Origin of the sequence: Azospira sp. APE16 (genome assembly GCF_047901315.1) — a bacterium.
Classification (GTDB): Bacteria; Pseudomonadota; Gammaproteobacteria; order Burkholderiales; family Rhodocyclaceae; genus Azospira; species Azospira oryzae.
Genome location: NZ_CP179682.1, coordinates 1,516,557 through 1,531,603, shown reverse-complemented (window position 1 = coordinate 1,531,603; position 15,047 = coordinate 1,516,557). Strand labels below are relative to the sequence as shown.

At 68.5% G+C, this 15,047-nt stretch carries 17 protein-coding genes; 11 read left to right on the top strand and 6 right to left on the bottom strand.

The features are described 5' to 3' along the window. Positions 1-116: 116 nt before the first annotated feature. Genes cobI through cobA form a run of 6 tightly spaced genes read left to right on the top strand, consistent with a single transcriptional unit; the run spans position 117 to position 4,265 of the window. On the top strand, positions 117-911 hold the full coding sequence (cobI, locus tag ACLSSQ_RS07445; protein WP_416244193.1) for a precorrin-2 C(20)-methyltransferase: 795 nt from the start codon (positions 117-119) through the stop codon (positions 909-911). A gap of 28 nt (positions 912-939) precedes the next feature. Continuing rightward, complete coding sequence (locus tag ACLSSQ_RS07440) at positions 940-1,725, top strand: cobalamin biosynthesis central domain-containing protein (protein ID WP_416244192.1); 786 nt, start codon at positions 940-942, stop codon at positions 1,723-1,725. A 17-nt stretch (positions 1,726-1,742) separates the two neighbouring features. Continuing rightward, positions 1,743-2,129, top strand: coding sequence for a cobalamin biosynthesis protein (locus tag ACLSSQ_RS07435; RefSeq protein WP_416244191.1), 387 nt, complete (start codon positions 1,743-1,745; stop codon positions 2,127-2,129). A gap of 41 nt (positions 2,130-2,170) precedes the next feature. Then, on the top strand, positions 2,171-3,166 hold the full coding sequence (cobJ, locus tag ACLSSQ_RS07430; RefSeq protein WP_416244190.1) for a precorrin-3B C(17)-methyltransferase: 996 nt from the start codon (positions 2,171-2,173) through the stop codon (positions 3,164-3,166). After that, positions 3,163-3,501, top strand: coding sequence for a (2Fe-2S) ferredoxin domain-containing protein (locus ACLSSQ_RS07425; RefSeq protein ID WP_416244189.1), 339 nt, complete (start codon positions 3,163-3,165; stop codon positions 3,499-3,501). Before cobJ ends, ACLSSQ_RS07425 begins: the two co-directional genes overlap by 4 nt. Further along, entirely contained in the window at positions 3,498-4,265 is a 768-nt protein-coding gene (gene cobA, locus ACLSSQ_RS07420; RefSeq protein WP_416244188.1) for a uroporphyrinogen-III C-methyltransferase, read from the top strand. Before ACLSSQ_RS07425 ends, cobA begins: the two co-directional genes overlap by 4 nt. A gap of 13 nt (positions 4,266-4,278) precedes the next feature. Here the strand turns inward: cobA and ACLSSQ_RS07415 are convergent, their stop codons facing one another. Then, complete coding sequence (locus ACLSSQ_RS07415; protein ID WP_014237986.1) at positions 4,279-4,569, bottom strand: YkgJ family cysteine cluster protein; 291 nt, start codon at positions 4,567-4,569, stop codon at positions 4,279-4,281. Beyond that, on the bottom strand, positions 4,566-5,456 hold the full coding sequence (locus tag ACLSSQ_RS07410) for a patatin-like phospholipase family protein (RefSeq protein ID WP_416244187.1): 891 nt from the start codon (positions 5,454-5,456) through the stop codon (positions 4,566-4,568). Before ACLSSQ_RS07410 ends, ACLSSQ_RS07415 begins: the two co-directional genes overlap by 4 nt. A 107-nt stretch (positions 5,457-5,563) precedes the next feature. Here ACLSSQ_RS07410 and aat point away from each other — a divergent pair, with 107 nt between their 5' ends. After that, entirely contained in the window at positions 5,564-6,280 is a 717-nt protein-coding gene (gene aat / locus ACLSSQ_RS07405; RefSeq protein WP_416244186.1) for a leucyl/phenylalanyl-tRNA--protein transferase, read from the top strand. A 5-nt stretch (positions 6,281-6,285) separates the two neighbouring features. Further along, a complete protein-coding gene (locus ACLSSQ_RS07400; RefSeq protein ID WP_416244185.1) occupies positions 6,286-7,059 on the top strand; it encodes an arginyltransferase in 774 nt (257 codons plus the stop codon). A 4-nt stretch (positions 7,060-7,063) separates the two neighbouring features. On the opposite strand, the gene ACLSSQ_RS07395 is transcribed toward ACLSSQ_RS07400, so the two are convergent. The 4 genes from ACLSSQ_RS07395 to ACLSSQ_RS07380 all read right to left on the bottom strand — a co-directional run bounded on the left by ACLSSQ_RS07395 (position 7,064) and on the right by ACLSSQ_RS07380 (position 12,464). Then, on the bottom strand, positions 7,064-8,335 hold the full coding sequence (locus ACLSSQ_RS07395) for a PepSY-associated TM helix domain-containing protein (protein ID WP_416244184.1): 1,272 nt from the start codon (positions 8,333-8,335) through the stop codon (positions 7,064-7,066). Between the two features lie 9 nt (positions 8,336-8,344). After that, complete coding sequence (locus tag ACLSSQ_RS07390) at positions 8,345-10,771, bottom strand: TonB-dependent siderophore receptor (protein WP_416244183.1); 2,427 nt, start codon at positions 10,769-10,771, stop codon at positions 8,345-8,347. A 164-nt stretch (positions 10,772-10,935) separates the two neighbouring features. Beyond that, positions 10,936-11,955, bottom strand: a complete 1,020-nt coding sequence (locus tag ACLSSQ_RS07385) for a FecR domain-containing protein (RefSeq protein ID WP_416244182.1) — start codon at positions 11,953-11,955, stop codon at positions 10,936-10,938. After that, entirely contained in the window at positions 11,952-12,464 is a 513-nt protein-coding gene (locus ACLSSQ_RS07380; RefSeq protein WP_416244181.1) for a sigma-70 family RNA polymerase sigma factor, read from the bottom strand. The genes ACLSSQ_RS07385 and ACLSSQ_RS07380 overlap by 4 nt, the downstream gene beginning before the upstream one ends. A gap of 317 nt (positions 12,465-12,781) precedes the next feature. Here ACLSSQ_RS07380 and ACLSSQ_RS07375 point away from each other — a divergent pair, with 317 nt between their 5' ends. The 3 genes from ACLSSQ_RS07375 (at position 12,782) to rsxB (ending at position 15,044) form a co-directional block, all read left to right on the top strand. Beyond that, positions 12,782-13,816, top strand: a complete 1,035-nt coding sequence (locus ACLSSQ_RS07375) for a quinone-dependent dihydroorotate dehydrogenase (RefSeq protein ID WP_416244180.1) — start codon at positions 12,782-12,784, stop codon at positions 13,814-13,816. A gap of 101 nt (positions 13,817-13,917) precedes the next feature. Next, positions 13,918-14,502, top strand: a complete 585-nt coding sequence (rsxA, locus tag ACLSSQ_RS07370; RefSeq protein WP_130459282.1) for an electron transport complex subunit RsxA — start codon at positions 13,918-13,920, stop codon at positions 14,500-14,502. Then, the gene (gene rsxB, locus ACLSSQ_RS07365) at positions 14,502-15,044 is read left to right on the top strand and encodes an electron transport complex subunit RsxB (protein ID WP_014237996.1); all 543 of its coding nucleotides are present in this window, start codon (positions 14,502-14,504) and stop codon (positions 15,042-15,044) included. Before rsxA ends, rsxB begins: the two co-directional genes overlap by 1 nt. Positions 15,045-15,047 lie beyond the last annotated feature (3 nt).

Here is a 15,047-nt window from a genome sequence, read left to right as displayed (position 1 = left end):
CTTTGTTGCGCCTCCTAGGCGTACCGCTAGTACTACTTGTACTGCCTGCGTCGACGCGTCGCATCAGGGCCGCTGCGCTGCATGTTTAAGGCTTTCCAAAATCAAAGAGTGAAACCATGACCGACAAGAAATACGGCCGCCTCATCGGCGCCTCCCTGGGTCCCGGCGACCCCGAACTGATCACCCGCCGTGCCTGGGCCGTGCTCAACGGCGACGCCCGCTGGCTCTATCCGGTGAAGAAGGCGGAGGAAAGCTCCTACGCCCTCTCCATCGTCACCCGGGGTGGTCTGGAAGTGCCCGCCGACGCCGAGGAACTGGTGTTCCCCATGACCCGGGACGCTGAAATCCTGACCAAGGCCTGGGCCCGGGCCGCCGCCCGCACCGTGGAGCTGCTGGCCGAAGGCCGGGACCTGGTGTTCCTGGTGGAAGGCGATGCCTCCACCTTCGCCACTTTCGGCCACCTGGCCCGGGTGGTGCGGGAACTGGTGCCGGAAGTTGAGGTGGAAACCATCCCCGGCGTCTCCTCCTTTGCCGCCGCGGCCGCCACCACCGGCACCACCCTGGCCGAGGAAGACGAAACCCTGGCGGTGATCCCCGCCGCCTACGGCGTGGAAGTCATCGACCACCTGCTGGACGAATTCGACACCCTGGTGCTGCTCAAGGTGAAGCCCCTGGTGGATGAGGTGCTGGACCTGCTGGAACGGCGCGAGCTGCTCAGCACCAGCTGCTTCATCGAGAAGGTGGGCTCCCCCGACGAGCGCATCGTGCGCGACGTGGCCTCCCTCAAGGGCGAGAAGGTGAACTACCTCTCCCTCATGCTGGTGCAGAACCCCAAGCGCCAGCGCGGCGAACTGCGCCGGGGCTGCCGCAAGCGCAAGGCCGAGCAGCAGGACGAAACGGCTGCCGCCTGAACAGTTTTGCCCCAACCCAAAAAATAAAATGACTATTCCCCTCCCCTTCCCCAACGAGAGAATCGCCGTCGTCTCCATCACCCGCCACGGCATTGCCCTGGCGGGCAAGGTGGTGGCGGCCCTGCCCGGCGCCCGCCTGTTCGCCCCGGAGAAATTCCGGGCCGAGGCGGAGGCCGCAGTTGCCAGCACTCCTGGCGCGGCAACCACCTACGGCGGCAAGACCGGCGACCAGATTCCTGCCCTCTTCGCCAACTTCGACGGCATCGTCGCCATCGTCTCCCTGGGCGCCCTGGTGCGCCTCATCGCCCCCCACCTCAAGGACAAGGAACAGGACCCGGGGGTGGTGGTGGTGGACGAGGCCGGGCGCTTTGCCATTCCCATGCTCTCCGGCCACCTGGGCGGCGCCAACGCCCTGGCCGGCATCCTGGCGGCCAGCCTGGGCGCCACCCCGGTGCTCACCACCGCCTCCGATTCCCGCCAGACCCTGGGCGTGGACCTGCTGGGCCGGGAGCTGGGCTGGACCTTTGAAGCGACCCACGACGAAGTGGTGAAGGCCAGCGCCGCCGTGGTGAACGACGAGCCGGTGGCCCTGGTGCAGGAGGCCGGCAGCCCGGACTGGTGGCCGCGCCACGCCAATGGTCGCAGCGGCCCGGTGCCCGCCAACATCAAGCAGTTCAGCCGCCTGGAAGAGGTGGACCTGGACAGCGTCGCCGCCGTGCTGTGGATCAGCCACCGCCCCCTGCCGCCGGAACTGGCGCCCCGTCTGGCAGGCCGCCTGGTCACCTACCGGCCGCCCGTGGAGCAAGGCGCTTGAGCCTGGGCAGCCGCAGAGTGGCGCTGGGCCTGGGCTGCGACCGGGGCACCCCGGAGGCGACCATTGCGCAAGCCGTGCAGGAGGCCCTGGCCGCCGCCGGCCTCGCCCCGGAACAGGTGGCGGCCGGTGCCAGCATCACCCTGAAGGCGGACGAGGTGGGCCTGCTGGGCTTTGCCGAACGCTTCGGCCTCACCCTCACCTTCTACCCGCCGGAAGTACTGGCCACCGTACCCGTGCCCAACCCGTCGGAGACGGTGCGCAAGTACACCGGCACCCCGTCGGTGTCGGAAGCCGCCGCCCTGCTGGCCGCCGGCACCGACATGAGCCGGCTGCTGATCGAAAAACACAAGCTGCGGGGACCGGACGGGCGCAATGCCACCGTTTCCATCGCCCTGCTGCCCTGAGCCCGACCACTGCATTCACTGAATTTCCGAGGAACGATTTCATGACCGACATTCAAACCAACACCCCGGCCAAGACCGGCAAGATCATGCTGGTGGGCCTGGGCCCCGGCGCCGTGGAACACATGACCGGCCGCGCCCGGGCCGCCATCGCCGAAGCCGACACCATCATCGGCTACGTCACCTATGTGCGCCTGGTGGCCGACCTGATCGACGGCAAGGAAGTGATCAAGAAGTCCATGACCGAGGAACTGGACCGGGCCATCGAAGCCCTGGACCGGGCCAGGCAGGGCAAGAAGGTGGCCCTGATTTCCTCCGGCGACGCCGGCGTGTACGGCATGGCCGGCCCCACTTTCGAAGTGCTGTTCCAGGCCGGCTGGACCCCGGAATCGGACATCGAGGTGGAAATCGTCCCCGGCGCCTCGGCGCTGAACACCTGCGCCGCCCTGGTGGGCGCGCCCCTGACCCACGACTTCTGCGCCATCTCCCTCTCCGACCTGCTCACCCCCTGGCCCACCATCGCCCGCCGCCTGGATGCGGTGGCCTACGCCGATTTCGTGGTGGCCCTGTACAACCCCAAGAGCGGCCGCCGCACCCGCCAGATCCAGGAAGCCCAGCGCATTTTCCTGCGCCACCGCGATCCCAAGACCCCGGTGGCCATCGTCAAGAGCGCCTTCCGCCCCAAGCAGCGCCTGGAATTCACCACCCTGGAGAAAATGGCCGAGGCCGACATCGGCATGCTGTCCACCGTGCTCATCGGCAACTCCAACACCTTCATCCGGGACGGCCTGATGGTCACCCCCCGGGGCTATGCCAACAAGTACGACGTGGCCGAGGGTGAACGTTCCACCAAGGGCGGCGAGCAGGCCGGCCGCTCCCTTTCCACCGGCCTCAACGGCTGGCTGGAAGCCATCCGCGACAGCGGCAAGAGCGCCGCCGAACTGGCCGTGGAATACCGCCTGCCGGAGGACTACATCGCCGCCGCCCTGGCCGCCGGTCCGGAAGCGGCGGACGAAACCGAGGCCGAGGCGGAAGCATGAGCGAAGTCAGCAAGCCCCGCATCGGCGACTACCGCCGCCACCTGCTGGTGTGCACCGGCCCCCGCTGCACCCAGAACGGCGAGGGCCAGGCCCTCTTCGACTCCCTGGGCGACAAGCTCAAGGCCGCCGGTCTCACCGAGGGCGAGCTGCGGGTCAAGCGTTCCCGCGTCAATTGCTTCGCCGCCTGCAAGGGCGGCCCGGTGATGTGCGTGCAGCCCGACGGCACCTGGTACTACAACGTCACCGCCGACAACCTGGAGCGCATCGTCGAGGAACACCTGAAGCACGGCTGCCCCGTGGACGATCTGGTTTTCCACCAGGGGCCCGGCCTGTGAGCCGGGTCTGGTCGGAGCAGGCGCCGGGCAGCGTCTCCCTGGTGGGGGCCGGCCCCGGCGATGCGGAACTGCTGACCCTGCGCGCCTGGCGGCGCCTGCAGACGGCGGAAGTGCTGGTCTACGACAATCTGGTGGGCCCGGGCATCGTCGATTTCGCCCCGGCGACGGCGGAGCACATCTACGTCGGCAAATCCGCCGGCAACCACACCCTGCCCCAGGAAGACATCTGCCAACTGCTGCTGGAGAAGGCCCGGGAAGGCAAGCGGGTGGTGCGTCTCAAGGGCGGCGATCCCTTCGTTTTCGGCCGCGGTGGCGAGGAGATGGACGTGCTGCTGCAACATGCGGTGCCGGTGGAAATCGTGCCCGGCATCACCGCCGCCCTGGGGGCCGGCGCCAGTTTCGGCTTTCCCCTGACTCACCGGGACCATGCCCAGAGTTGCGTCTTCGTCACCGGCCACCTCAAGGACCAGGCCCTGGAACTGAACTGGCAGGCCCTGGCCCAGCCCAACCAGACCCTGGTGATCTACATGGGCATCCACGGCCTGGAACGCATCGCCGCCGGCCTGCAGGGCGCCGGCCTGGCCCCGGAAACGCCGGCGGCCCTGGTCTATCGCGCCACCTGGCCGGAACAGCGGCTCCACACCTGCACCCTGGCCACCCTGGCGGCGACGGCCCAGCGCCACGGCATCAAGCCGCCGACCCTGCTGGTCATCGGCAGCGTGGTGGCCCTGGCCGCCCCGGAACGGCCCTCCGCCCTGGCCTGAGGCCGGCCTTGGGTCAGGCCGGCAGGCCGGCGGCCCGCTGCTCCAGGCAGTCGTAATCCCCCGCCTGGTAGTCGCGGCAAATGAAGGGACGCTGCTCGTAGATGGTGCACAGCATGGTGCGGCGGTCCAGGGCGGCGCACCAGCCGTCCTCCAGGCGGTGCATGATCCAGCCGCCCCAGGGGTCCTGCCGGGTCAGGGCTTCGGGCACCTCGTCGTCGCCCCCCAGCAACATCACCTCCAGCTTGCAGCAGCAGGCCCGGCAGGTGGCGCAGGTGACGTTCTCCTCGGCGGCCACGGCGCTCACCGGATGCCCAGCTTGGCGCGGATCAGGGGCAGGGCCGCCTGGGCCGCCCGTTCCCCTTCCAGGATGGCGTCGTTGCGGGACTTGAAGTCGGTGGAGCCGATACCCGGAATGTCGGGGCGGATGACGACGTCGGCCTCCTTCATCTCCGCCTGGCCCAGGTGGCTGCCCATGATGGCGAAGGTCTGCAGCAGCACCTCCATGAGACCGGAAACCTTGCCGTTCTTCGGCTTGCTGGAAATGTCCACGGCGATCACCACCTCGCCGCCCATGGCCCGGGCGGCCCGCACCGGCACCGGGCTGACCAGGCCGCCGTCCACGTACTCGCGGCCGTTGATGGTGACCGGCTGGAAGACGCCGGGGACGCTGCTGGAGGCCCGCACCGCCATGCCTGTGTTGCCGCTGCGGAAGGTCACCGCCTCGCCGCTCTTGAGATCGGTGGCGACGGCGGCGAAGGGCTTCTTCAGCCTTTCCATGGGCTGCTGCTTCACCGCCTCGTTGATGAACTTCTGCAGGGCCTCGCCCTTGAGCACGCCCCGATCCGCCAGGGACCAGTCGGTGATGGCCGATTCGTCCAGCTTCATGGCCAGCTTCTGCAATTCGTAGCCAGAATAGCCGGCGGCATAGAGGGCGCCGACGACGGAACCGGCGCTGGTGCCGATCACCATGTCCGGCACGATGCCGTGGGATTCCAGGGTCTTGATCACCCCCACATGGGCAAAGCCCCGGGCGGCGCCGCCCCCCAGGGCCAGCACCACCTTGGGCGGCGGATGGCCCACCGCCGTCGCCGCTGCCGGGGCCTCCGTCCGGTCCAGGGTGACGCAGCCGCAAAGCAGCAGGGAAGCGGCCCCCAGGAGGGCGCCAAGGCAGGTACGACGGGCAGAAAGCATGGAGGTCTCGCAGAATTTTCCCGGGCGCTGGTCCGGGGCAAGGGCCACATTATAATGAGCCCCACCCCGGCCCGCCCTTCCACCTTTGCCTTCGGCTGAAAGCGCCCATGCTGCCCTGGCTCACCGCCGCCCACGAATTCCCGCCCCTCGCCACCGCCCTCAGCGAGCCCAACGGCCTGCTGGCCGTGGGCGGCGACCTGGCGCCGGAACGCCTGCTGGCGGCCTACCGGCGCGGCATCTTCCCCTGGTATTCGCCCGGGGAGCCGATCCTGTGGTGGAGCCCGGACCCGCGCATGGTGCTGTTCCCCGCCGAATTCAAGGTTTCCCGCTCCCTCGGCCGGACCCTGCGCCGGGGCGGCTACGAGGTGTGCCTGGACACGGCCTTCGCCCGGGTCATCGCCGCCTGCGCCCAGACGCCGCGGCGGGGCCAGCACGGCACCTGGATCGTGCCGGAGATGCAGGCCGCCTACCGCCGCCTGCATGAACTCGGGCTGGCCCATTCGGTCGAAACCTGGGTGGATGGCGAACTGGTCGGCGGCCTCTACGGCATCGCCCTGGGACGCATGTTCTACGGCGAATCCATGTTCTCCTGGCGCAGCGACGCCTCCAAGATCGCCGTCGCCCATCTCGCCCGTTACCTGGAAAGGCTCGGATTCGGCATGGTAGATTGCCAGATGCACACCGCCCACCTGGCCTCCCTCGGCGCCCGGGAAATCCCCCGGGACGATTTCATCGCCCGCCTCGACGCCCTGGTGGCCGCGGGGTCCGCCCCCGGCCCCTGGCCGGCGGCAGATGCAAGCCACCTGTGGCATAGCGCAGCCTGACCGACATGTCCCAACTCAACGACTCGTCCCTGCCCTTTTCCCTGCTGCAGTTCTACGCCACCTCGCCCTACGGCTGCAGCTACCTGCCGGAGCAGCAGGCCCGCTCCCAGGTGGCCACGCCCACCCACCTGATCAACACGGAAATCTACAGCGAGCTGGTGCGGGCCGGCTTCCGCCGCAGCGGCGTGTTCACCTACCGTCCCTGGTGCGACGCCTGCCGCGCCTGCGTGCCGGCGCGCATCCCGGTGCAGCGCTTCGCCCCGGACCGGACCCAGCGGCGGGTGGCCCGCCAGCACGAAAACCTGGTGGCCCGGGAAGTGCCCCTGGAATTCGCCGCCAGCCACTACGAGCTGTACCAGCGCTACCAGGCCAACCGCCACGCCGGCGGCGGCATGGACCAGGACAGCCACGAGCAGTACGCCCACTTCCTGCTGCAAAGCCGGGTGGACACCCGGCTGGTGGAATTCCTCGAACCCGGCAGCGGCGCCGTGCGCATGGTCAGCGTCATCGACGTGCTCACCGACGGCCTCTCCTCCGTCTACACCTTCTACGACCCGGACGTGCCCGGCGCCAGCTACGGCACCTACAACATCCTGTGGCAGATCCAGCAGTGCCGGGAACTGGGCCTGCCCCACCTGTACCTGGGCTACTGGATCGGCGCCAGCCGCAAGATGGCCTACAAGATCCGCTTCAAGCCCCTGGAAGGGCTGGTGGACGGGGAATGGCAGGAACTGGAGGCACTCGCCGCCGCCCAGACTGAGCCAGCCCCCCAGCCCTGATCCTTCAGGCAGGCCCCAGCACTGGCACCTCCTGCTGCAATTCCCGGCGCCGCCGCCCCCGGCGCTTCTTCCACCAGATATAGACCCCGGTCGCCGACAGCACGGCCACCGCCAGGCCCATCAGGGAAATGAGGATGCGCCCGGGCAGGCCCAGGATGCGGCCGGAGTGGACGGGGAACTGGAGTTGCACGAAGACGTCCGCCGCCGTGCCCTGCCAGGGCACCCGCTCACCCAGGATGCGGCCGTCCTGGCCGTCCAGGTAGAGGGATTTGACCTTCATGTTGCCGAAGTCGTCCCCGGGCTCGTTGAACTGGACGCCGTAGATGCCGTACTGCAGGGTGTAGAAGAGGCTGCCGGCAGGCTCCGTCCAGCCCCGGGCCCGGGCCGCCGTCTCGGCCGCGGCGATCGCTTCGGCGTAGCTGAGGCGGGGGGCGATGGGCTGCTCCAGGGGACGCATGGGACGCTGGGTGAAGGGGTCCGGCGTCAGGGTGGAGACGGCGGCCAGCACCGGGCGGAACACTTCCTGGTAGAGGTTGAGGGAGACGGAGGACAGGGCCAGGAGGAACAGCAGGCTCCAGGTCCACAGGCTGCCGGCCCGGTGCAGGTCGAAGTTGAACTTGTAGGCGCCGGCGCCGCGGCGGATTTTCCAGGAGGTGCTCCAGCGTGCCCACCAGGAGCGGCGTTCGGCCTGCCCTGCCCCGACAGGATCATCCAGCCTGCCTTTGCGGCGACCTGCCGGCAGGGTCAGCACCACGGCGACGAAACAGTCCAGCAGCCAGAGCAGGGCGACGCCCCCCATGAACCAGTAGCCCCAGCGATTTTTGCCGCCGAAGTCGGGGATGTGCAGGCTGTAGTGCAGCTTGTAGAGGAAGGGCAGCAGGTTTTCCCGGGACAGGGAAAGGCCACCCCACTCCCGCCGCCCCCGGATTTCGCCGCTCACCGGGTCGGCGAAGACCTGGTTGTAGCCCGGCACGAAAAGCTTGCCGGTGGACGGATCGAGCCGGGGCCGCACGCCCAGTTGCAGGTTGTGCCCCGGCTCCAACTGCAGAGGCAGGAAGGTGACCTGGATGCGCGGGTCCGCCGCCTCTACCCGCCGCACCACTTCCAGGGGCGACAGGGGCTGGCCCGGGGTGACGGCCTCGAACAGGTGGTCGTTGAGCCACTCGTCCAGTTCGTGGTCCCAGGAGATGATGGCCCCGGTGAGGCCGGCCACGACCAGGAACAGGGCCATGGCCAGGCCGACCCAGCGGTGCAGCAGGGAACAGAAACGCCGCATGGAAAGCCCTTAGAAATCCACCGTGGCGGAGAGGGTCAGGGTGCGGGGGGCGCCCAGGGTCAGGTAGCCGCCGGTGGCGGAAGCCCAGTAGTTCTTGTCCACCAGGTTCTCGATGTTGGCCCGCAGCACCACGGCCTGGCTGCCGGCCTGGAAGCCGTAGCGCACGCCGGCGTCGAAGCGGGTCCAGGCCGGCACTTCCTGGGTGTTGGCCGTATCCAGGTACTGCTTGCCGGTATGCACCATGCGCCCCACCACCGCCAGGCCGGGCACGCCGGGCACGTCGTACTCGCCGCTCAGGTTGGCCAGGAATCTGGCCACGCCGATGGCCTGCTTGCCCACGTTGGCGGCGCTGGCGGCCTGTTCCAGCTTGGCATCCATGACCGTGATGCCGCCGATGAGGCGCAGGTTGCGGCTGGCTTCGCCGAAGAGGCTCAGTTCCAGGCCCCGGTTCACCTGCTCGCCGCTGACTTCATAGACGTTGGTGCCCGGATTGGTGGCGGCGCTCAGCTGGTTCACCTCGAACAGGGCGGCGCTGGCGGCGATGCGGCCGAAGTCGGCCTTGGCCCCCACTTCCTTCTGCTTGGAGCGGAAAGGCGCCAGGGCCTGGCCCTGGTTGGCGGTGCCGGTGGGAGCGACGCCGCCCTGCAGCAGGCCTTCGATGTAGTTGGCGTAGAGGGAGAGATTGTCGGCCGCCTTCACCACCAGGCCGGCGGAGGGGGTGGTAACGGAAACGTCGTACACCGAACTCTGCACCCCGCTGCCGTAGGCATAGTTGCCCACCAGGGCCTTCTGCTGGCGGGCGCCCAGGGTCAGCAGCACCTTGTCCTGCAGGAAGCCCAGGGTGTCGGCCACGGCGATGCTGGAGAGGCGGGTGTCGGCGGTGCGCTGGGGATTGTTGAGATCGCCACCGAAGAAGGCCAGGCCGGGCTTGGCCAGGTCCGCCGGGTTGTAGATATTGGTGTTCTGGGCCGGCCAGGACATGGCCCAGGCATTGCGCCCCACCAGGTTGGTGCGGCTGGCGGAAAGGCTGACCCGGTGGCTGACGCCGCCGGTGGAGAACTTGCCACGCAGGCCGGCCTCGCCGGTGGACACGTCTTCCTCGTGGGGCACTTCGAAGCGGGAAATGGTGGCGTTGCCGTTGCTGCTGTTCACCGTCGGCGTGGCGTAGATGCCCAGTTCCTTGTTGTAGCGCACGCCGTAGGCGGCGTAGGCGGTCCAGTCCTGGTTCAGGTCGTACTCACCGCGCACGGCGGCGAAGGTGTCCTCGGTGTCGGAATAGCTCCAGGACGGCGCGAAGTTGCGGCTGGCATCCGGGGCCGTGGGCACGGCCACACCGGCAGCCACCTGCACATTGGGCCGGCCCTGGCGGATCTTGCTCTTCTGGTAGCCGAAGTCGGCGGAGAGGCGCAGCTTGTCGCCGCGAAAATCCAGGCCCACGGCCAGCATGTCCAGGCTGCGCTTTTCCCGGTCGATGGAGCCCTCGCCGTCCCGGCTCAGGGCATTGACCCGCACGCCCACGGACTGGTCCGGACCGAAGCGGCGGCCGATATCCACATGGCCGCCGAAGAGGGAATCGCCGTGCAGGGTGCCGGTCACCTGGGTCACCGGCAGCTCGCCGGCCCGCTTGGGCACCAGGTTGATGCTGCCGCCCATGCCGGAGTTGCCGGAGGCCATGCCGTTGAGGAAGGCGTTGGCGCCGCGGAACACCTCCACCCGTTCCAGCATTTCCACCGCCACGTACTGCCGCGGCAGCAGGCCGTAGAGGCCATTGAAGCCCAGGTCGTCGGCGTAGAGGGGCAGGCCGCGCACCGTATAGGCCTCAGCATAGTTGCCGTAGCCGCGATAGACCCGCACCGCCGGATCGTTGGCCACCACGTCGGCCACGCTCTTGGCGGCCTGGTCCTGCATCAGCTGGGAGGTGTAGGCGGCGGTGGCAAAGGGGGTGTCCATCATGTCCAGGTCCCCCAGCAGGCCGACCCGGCTGCCCCGGGCCATCTGGCCGCCGGCATAGGGTTTGGGCTGCTGGCCGGGCTGGCCGGCGCTGTTGGCGGTGACGGCCACCGTGGCCAGGGCCGCCTCCTTGCCGCTGCCGGCGGGCAGGCGGCGCAGGGTATAGCCGCCGCTGTTCTGGGGCACCGCTTCCAGACCGCTGCCGGCCAGGATGCGCTCCAATCCCTGGGCGACACCGTAGCTGCCCTGAAGACCGCTGCTCTGCTTGCCTTCGGTGAGGGCGGCATCAACGGATAGAAGCACCCCGGCCTCGGCGGCGAACTGGCTGAGGACCCGGCTCAAGGTGCCAGCCGCAATGCTGTAGCTGCGTGCCGCCGCCTGGGCCTGGGCCGCCGGCATCAGGGCGGGCGTCAGCATGGGGGCGGCGACGAAGGCCAGTTGCAGGGCCAGCACCAGGGGCCGGCGGGAAGGCAGGGCGAAGGACATGGGGAAACCTCTATCAATGCGTGGAAGATGTGCGCCGCAGGGGGCTCATCTGCATTGCCGAGGGGGAAACGAAAAAGGGAACCGGAGCGGCAACAAATATTTGGGGGCGCCGCCTGACCTGCTTCAAATCCGGTCCAGGCCGGGGCCGGCGCAGTGACAGAACCTCAGCGGGGCTCCACGCTGACCCACCAGGGCAGGGTGCGGCGCACCCGCAAGGGCAGGCTTTCCTCCAGGCTGGCCAGGATGCGGTCCGTATCCCCCAGGGGGAAGGCGCCCACCAGGCGCAGCTCGGCCACCGCCGGGTCCCAGCCCAGGTGGCCGCTGCGGTAGCGGGACAGTTCGGCGAGGAAGTCGCCCAGGCGCATGTCATCGGCCACCAGCATGCCCCGGCTCCAGGCCTGGCGCGCCGCCTGGGCCGGTACCGGGGTGGCGACGCCATTCCGGTCGTAGCGCACTTCCTGGCCGGCGGCGATCACCTGCCGGGTCCCGGGCTGGTCATGGGGCGTGATTTCCACCGCCCCGGCGAACACCGCCAGGGATTCGCCGGCACCGGCGTCTTCGTCCCGGCGCACCAGAAAGCGGGTACCCAGGGGCCGCAGCAGGCCTTCCGGCGTGGCCAGGCGCAGGGGCCGGAGCGCCGCTTCGTCGTCCACGCCCGGCTCGCCCTTGCCCGTTTCCACCAGCACCTCACCGCGCAGCAGGCCCAGGCGGCGCTCGCCGGTCTGGAAGCGCACGCTGATGGCGCTGTCGGTGTTGAGCCAGACCCGGGTGCCGTCGGCCAGTTGCACTTCCCGGGTTTCGCCCCGGGCCGTCTCGAAATCCGCTGCTTCGCCGGGCCACAGTCCCAGGCGCCGGCCGCCCCAGGCCATGCCGCCGACGGCAGCGAACAGCACCAGGGCCTTCATGGCCTGGCGCCGCTGCATGCGGCGCTGGCGACTGCCCGCCTCCACCGCCAGCCGGGCCGCTTCGCCGGACTGGCCGGCCCGGGGCAGGCTGGCAAAGCTGCGGCTTACCGCCTCCACCTGCTGCCAGGCCCGGCGATGTTCCTCCCGGGCTTCGAGCCAGGCCTGCCAGCGCTGCCGTTCGGCGGCGCTGACGCCCGGGTCGTGGAGCACGGCAAACCATTCAGCCGCGGCCTGCAGCACCCGGTAGTCGGTGGCCTGGATGCCGGCCCGGGCGCTCAAGCGGCGCCTCCGGCCAACAGGCAGTGGAGCATGGCACGGGCCATGTACTTCTTCACCATGCGCTCGGAAACGCCCAGGCGCTCGCCGATCTCCCGGTAGCCCAGGCCATCGAGCTGGGCCAGGAGGAAGGCCTGGCGCACCTTCTCCGGCAGGGCCGCGAGCAGGGCCTCGATTTCCAGCAGTGCCTCCAGCACCAGGGCCCGCTCCTCCGGCGACGGAGCCAGGGCCTCGGGCTGCCAGGCCAGGGCTTCCAGGTAGGCCCGTTCGATCTCCAGGCGCCGCCAGTGGTCCACCACCAGGCCGTGGGCCACCGTGGTCAGGTAGGCCCGGGGTTCCCGCAGCCCCTCCAGATTTTCCCGCCGCAGGATGCGGCAAAAGGTGTCCTGGGCCAGATCGGCGGCGCTCTCGGCGCAACCCAGCTTGTGCCGCAGCCAGGAACGCAGCCACCCGCCGTACTCCCGGTAGAGGGCGGCCACGGCCAGATCGGATTGGGAAATGACGGCGCTCATGGCAAAGGAAAGAAACGAATAAGAATTATTCTTATTGTAGAACGGAAAAACCTGCACGAAAAGCCGTATCCACCCCATCCCAGCCGAGCCGCAGGCGCTTTATTCAGGCAGCATGGACGCCGTCTCCGCCCTTCCGCCCTGAACACCGCGCCAATTGGGCCGACGCAGCCCGTCCCATGCCGTGCGAATAGCATTTTACGATACGCAATTCAATCTCGCAGATAGGAATGCTTCTCGGGGTGTGGTAAAACTGCGCCCTTACCTTTAGTCATATGCCGCAAGACCGGTCCATGGTGCATTGCGGTAAAATCGCGCCCATGCTCTATTCACTCGCCCGCAAAATCTTCTTCTCCCTGGATGCGGAGAAGGCCCACGGCATCGGCCTCAACGGCCTGGCCGCCCTCCACGCTGCCGGTCTGTCCTGCCTCATGGGCAAGAAGGCGCAGGAATGCCCGGTGGAGGTCATGGGCCTCCGTTTCCCCAACCCGGTGGGCCTGGCCGCCGGCCTGGACAAGAACGGCGAATGCATCGACGGCATGGCCGCCATGGGTTTCGGCTTCCTCGAAGTGGGCACCGTCACGCCCCGGCCCCAGCCGGGCAACCCCAAGCCCCGCCTGTTCCGTATCGAGGAGAAGCAGGCCATCATCAACCGCATGGGCTTCAACAACGAGGGGGTGGACCACCTGCTGCAGAACGTGGCCCTGGCCCAGTTCCCCAAGTGCGGCGGCATCCTCGGCATCAACATCGGCAAGAACTTCGACACCCCCATCGAGAAGGCCGCCGACGACTACCTGATCTGCCTGGAGAAGGTGTATGCCGCCGCCAGCTACGTCACGGTCAATATCTCCAGCCCCAACACCAAGAACCTGCGCGACCTGCAGCGGGACGACGCCCTGGACGACCTGCTGCGCCAGCTGAAGGCGGCCCAGGCCCGCCTGGCGGAAAAGCACGGCAAGCACACCCCCCTGGCCCTGAAGATCGCCCCGGACCTGGACGACGCCCAGATCCAGGCCATCGCCGACCTGCTGCGCCAGCACCGCATGGACGGGGTCATCGCCACCAACACAACCCTTTCCCGCAACGGCGTCGAAGGCTGCCGCTACGGCAACGAGGCCGGCGGCCTCTCCGGTGCCCCGGTGAGGGACCTGTCCACCCAGGTGATCCGCAAGCTGGCCACCGCCCTGCAGGGCGAGGTGCCCATCATCGGCGTCGGCGGCATCCTCTCCGGTGCCGATGCGGCGGAAAAGATCGAGGCCGGCGCCAAGCTGGTGCAGATCTATTCCGGCTTCATCTACCGGGGGCCGGACCTGGTCCGGGAGGCAGCGGAAACCCTCTGCCGGATGGGCCGCTGAGCCCTCCGGGGCGGCCCGGCGGGCAATGCCCCCAGGGCCGCCAAGGTTGCCCCTTACGTTGTTCGGCGGGATAATGCACCGCCCCTGAAAATCCGACCATGATCAGCCACTATCTCTTCATCGTCATCGGCGCCGTGTTGGTGAACAACGTGGTGCTGGTGAAAATCCTCGGCCTCTGCCCCTTCATGGGCGTTTCCAAGAAACTGGAAACCGCCTTCGGCATGGGGGCCGCCACCACTTTCGTGCTGACCGTGGCCACCGGGGCCAGCTACATCATCGACCATTACCTCTTGATGCCTTTCGGCCTGGAGTATCTGCGCACCCTCTCCTTCATCGTCACCATCGCCGCCATCGTGCAGCTGACCGAAATGGTGATCCAGAAGACCAGCCCGGTGCTGCACCAGGTGCTGGGCATCTACCTGCCCCTGATCACCACCAACTGCGCCGTGCTCGGCGTGCCCCTGCTCAACGTGGCCAACCACTACGATTTCGTCGAGTCCCTGCTCTTCGGCATGGGCTCCGCCGTCGGCTTCTCCCTGGTGCTGGTGCTCTTCGCCGGCATCCGGGAGCGCATCGAGGGGGCTGACGTGCCGGTTCACTTCCGCGGCGTCGCCATCGCCATGGTCACCGCCGGCCTCATGAGCCTGGCCTTCATGGGCTTCTCCGGCCTGGACAAGTACCAATAATGCTCATCGCCATCGCCATCATGGCCCTGGGGGCCGTCGTCCTGGGCGCCGCCCTGGGCTTTGCCTCGGTCAAGTTCAAGGTGGACGGCGATCCCCTGGTGGACAAGATCGAGGCCATCCTGCCCCAGACCCAGTGCGGCCAGTGCGGCTACCCGGGCTGCAAGCCCTACGCCGAAGCCATCGCCAAGGGCGAGGCCGACATCAACCTGTGCCCCCCCGGCGGTGCCGAGGGGGTGGGCAAGCTGGCCGACCTGCTGGGCCGGGAAGCCAAGCCCCTGGACGGGGTGGAGAAGCCGCCCCAGGTGGCCCTCATCGACGAGAACACCTGCATCGGCTGCACCCTGTGCATCCAGGCCTGCCCGGTGGATGCCATCGTCGGCGCCGCCAAGCAGATGCACACCATCGTCGAATCCCTTTGCACCGGCTGCGAGCTGTGCCTGCCGCCCTGCCCGGTGGAATGCATCACCATGGAGCCGATCCAGGAAACGGTGGATACGTGGAAGTGGAAATACCCGGTCGTTGAATTGAAGAGGGTCGCCTAAGCC

Excerpts from the sequence above, each read along its gene's own strand:
- cobI (WP_416244193.1), top strand. The coding sequence starts at position 117 with ATGACCGACAAGAAATACGGCCGCCTCATCGGCGCCTCCCTGGGTCCC.
- ACLSSQ_RS07440 (WP_416244192.1), top strand. The coding sequence starts at position 940 with ATGACTATTCCCCTCCCCTTCCCCAACGAGAGAATCGCCGTCGTCTCC.
- cobJ (WP_416244190.1), top strand. The coding sequence starts at position 2,171 with ATGACCGACATTCAAACCAACACCCCGGCCAAGACCGGCAAGATCATG.
- ACLSSQ_RS07425 (WP_416244189.1), top strand. The coding sequence starts at position 3,163 with ATGAGCGAAGTCAGCAAGCCCCGCATCGGCGACTACCGCCGCCACCTG.
- ACLSSQ_RS07410 (WP_416244187.1), bottom strand. The coding sequence starts at position 5,456 with ATGCTTTCTGCCCGTCGTACCTGCCTTGGCGCCCTCCTGGGGGCCGCT.
- aat (WP_416244186.1), top strand. The coding sequence starts at position 5,564 with ATGCTGCCCTGGCTCACCGCCGCCCACGAATTCCCGCCCCTCGCCACC.
- ACLSSQ_RS07400 (WP_416244185.1), top strand. The coding sequence starts at position 6,286 with ATGTCCCAACTCAACGACTCGTCCCTGCCCTTTTCCCTGCTGCAGTTC.
- ACLSSQ_RS07395 (WP_416244184.1), bottom strand. The coding sequence starts at position 8,335 with ATGCGGCGTTTCTGTTCCCTGCTGCACCGCTGGGTCGGCCTGGCCATG.
- ACLSSQ_RS07390 (WP_416244183.1), bottom strand. The coding sequence starts at position 10,771 with ATGTCCTTCGCCCTGCCTTCCCGCCGGCCCCTGGTGCTGGCCCTGCAA.
- ACLSSQ_RS07380 (WP_416244181.1), bottom strand. The coding sequence starts at position 12,464 with ATGAGCGCCGTCATTTCCCAATCCGATCTGGCCGTGGCCGCCCTCTAC.
- ACLSSQ_RS07375 (WP_416244180.1), top strand. The coding sequence starts at position 12,782 with ATGCTCTATTCACTCGCCCGCAAAATCTTCTTCTCCCTGGATGCGGAG.
- rsxB (WP_014237996.1), top strand. The coding sequence starts at position 14,502 with ATGCTCATCGCCATCGCCATCATGGCCCTGGGGGCCGTCGTCCTGGGC.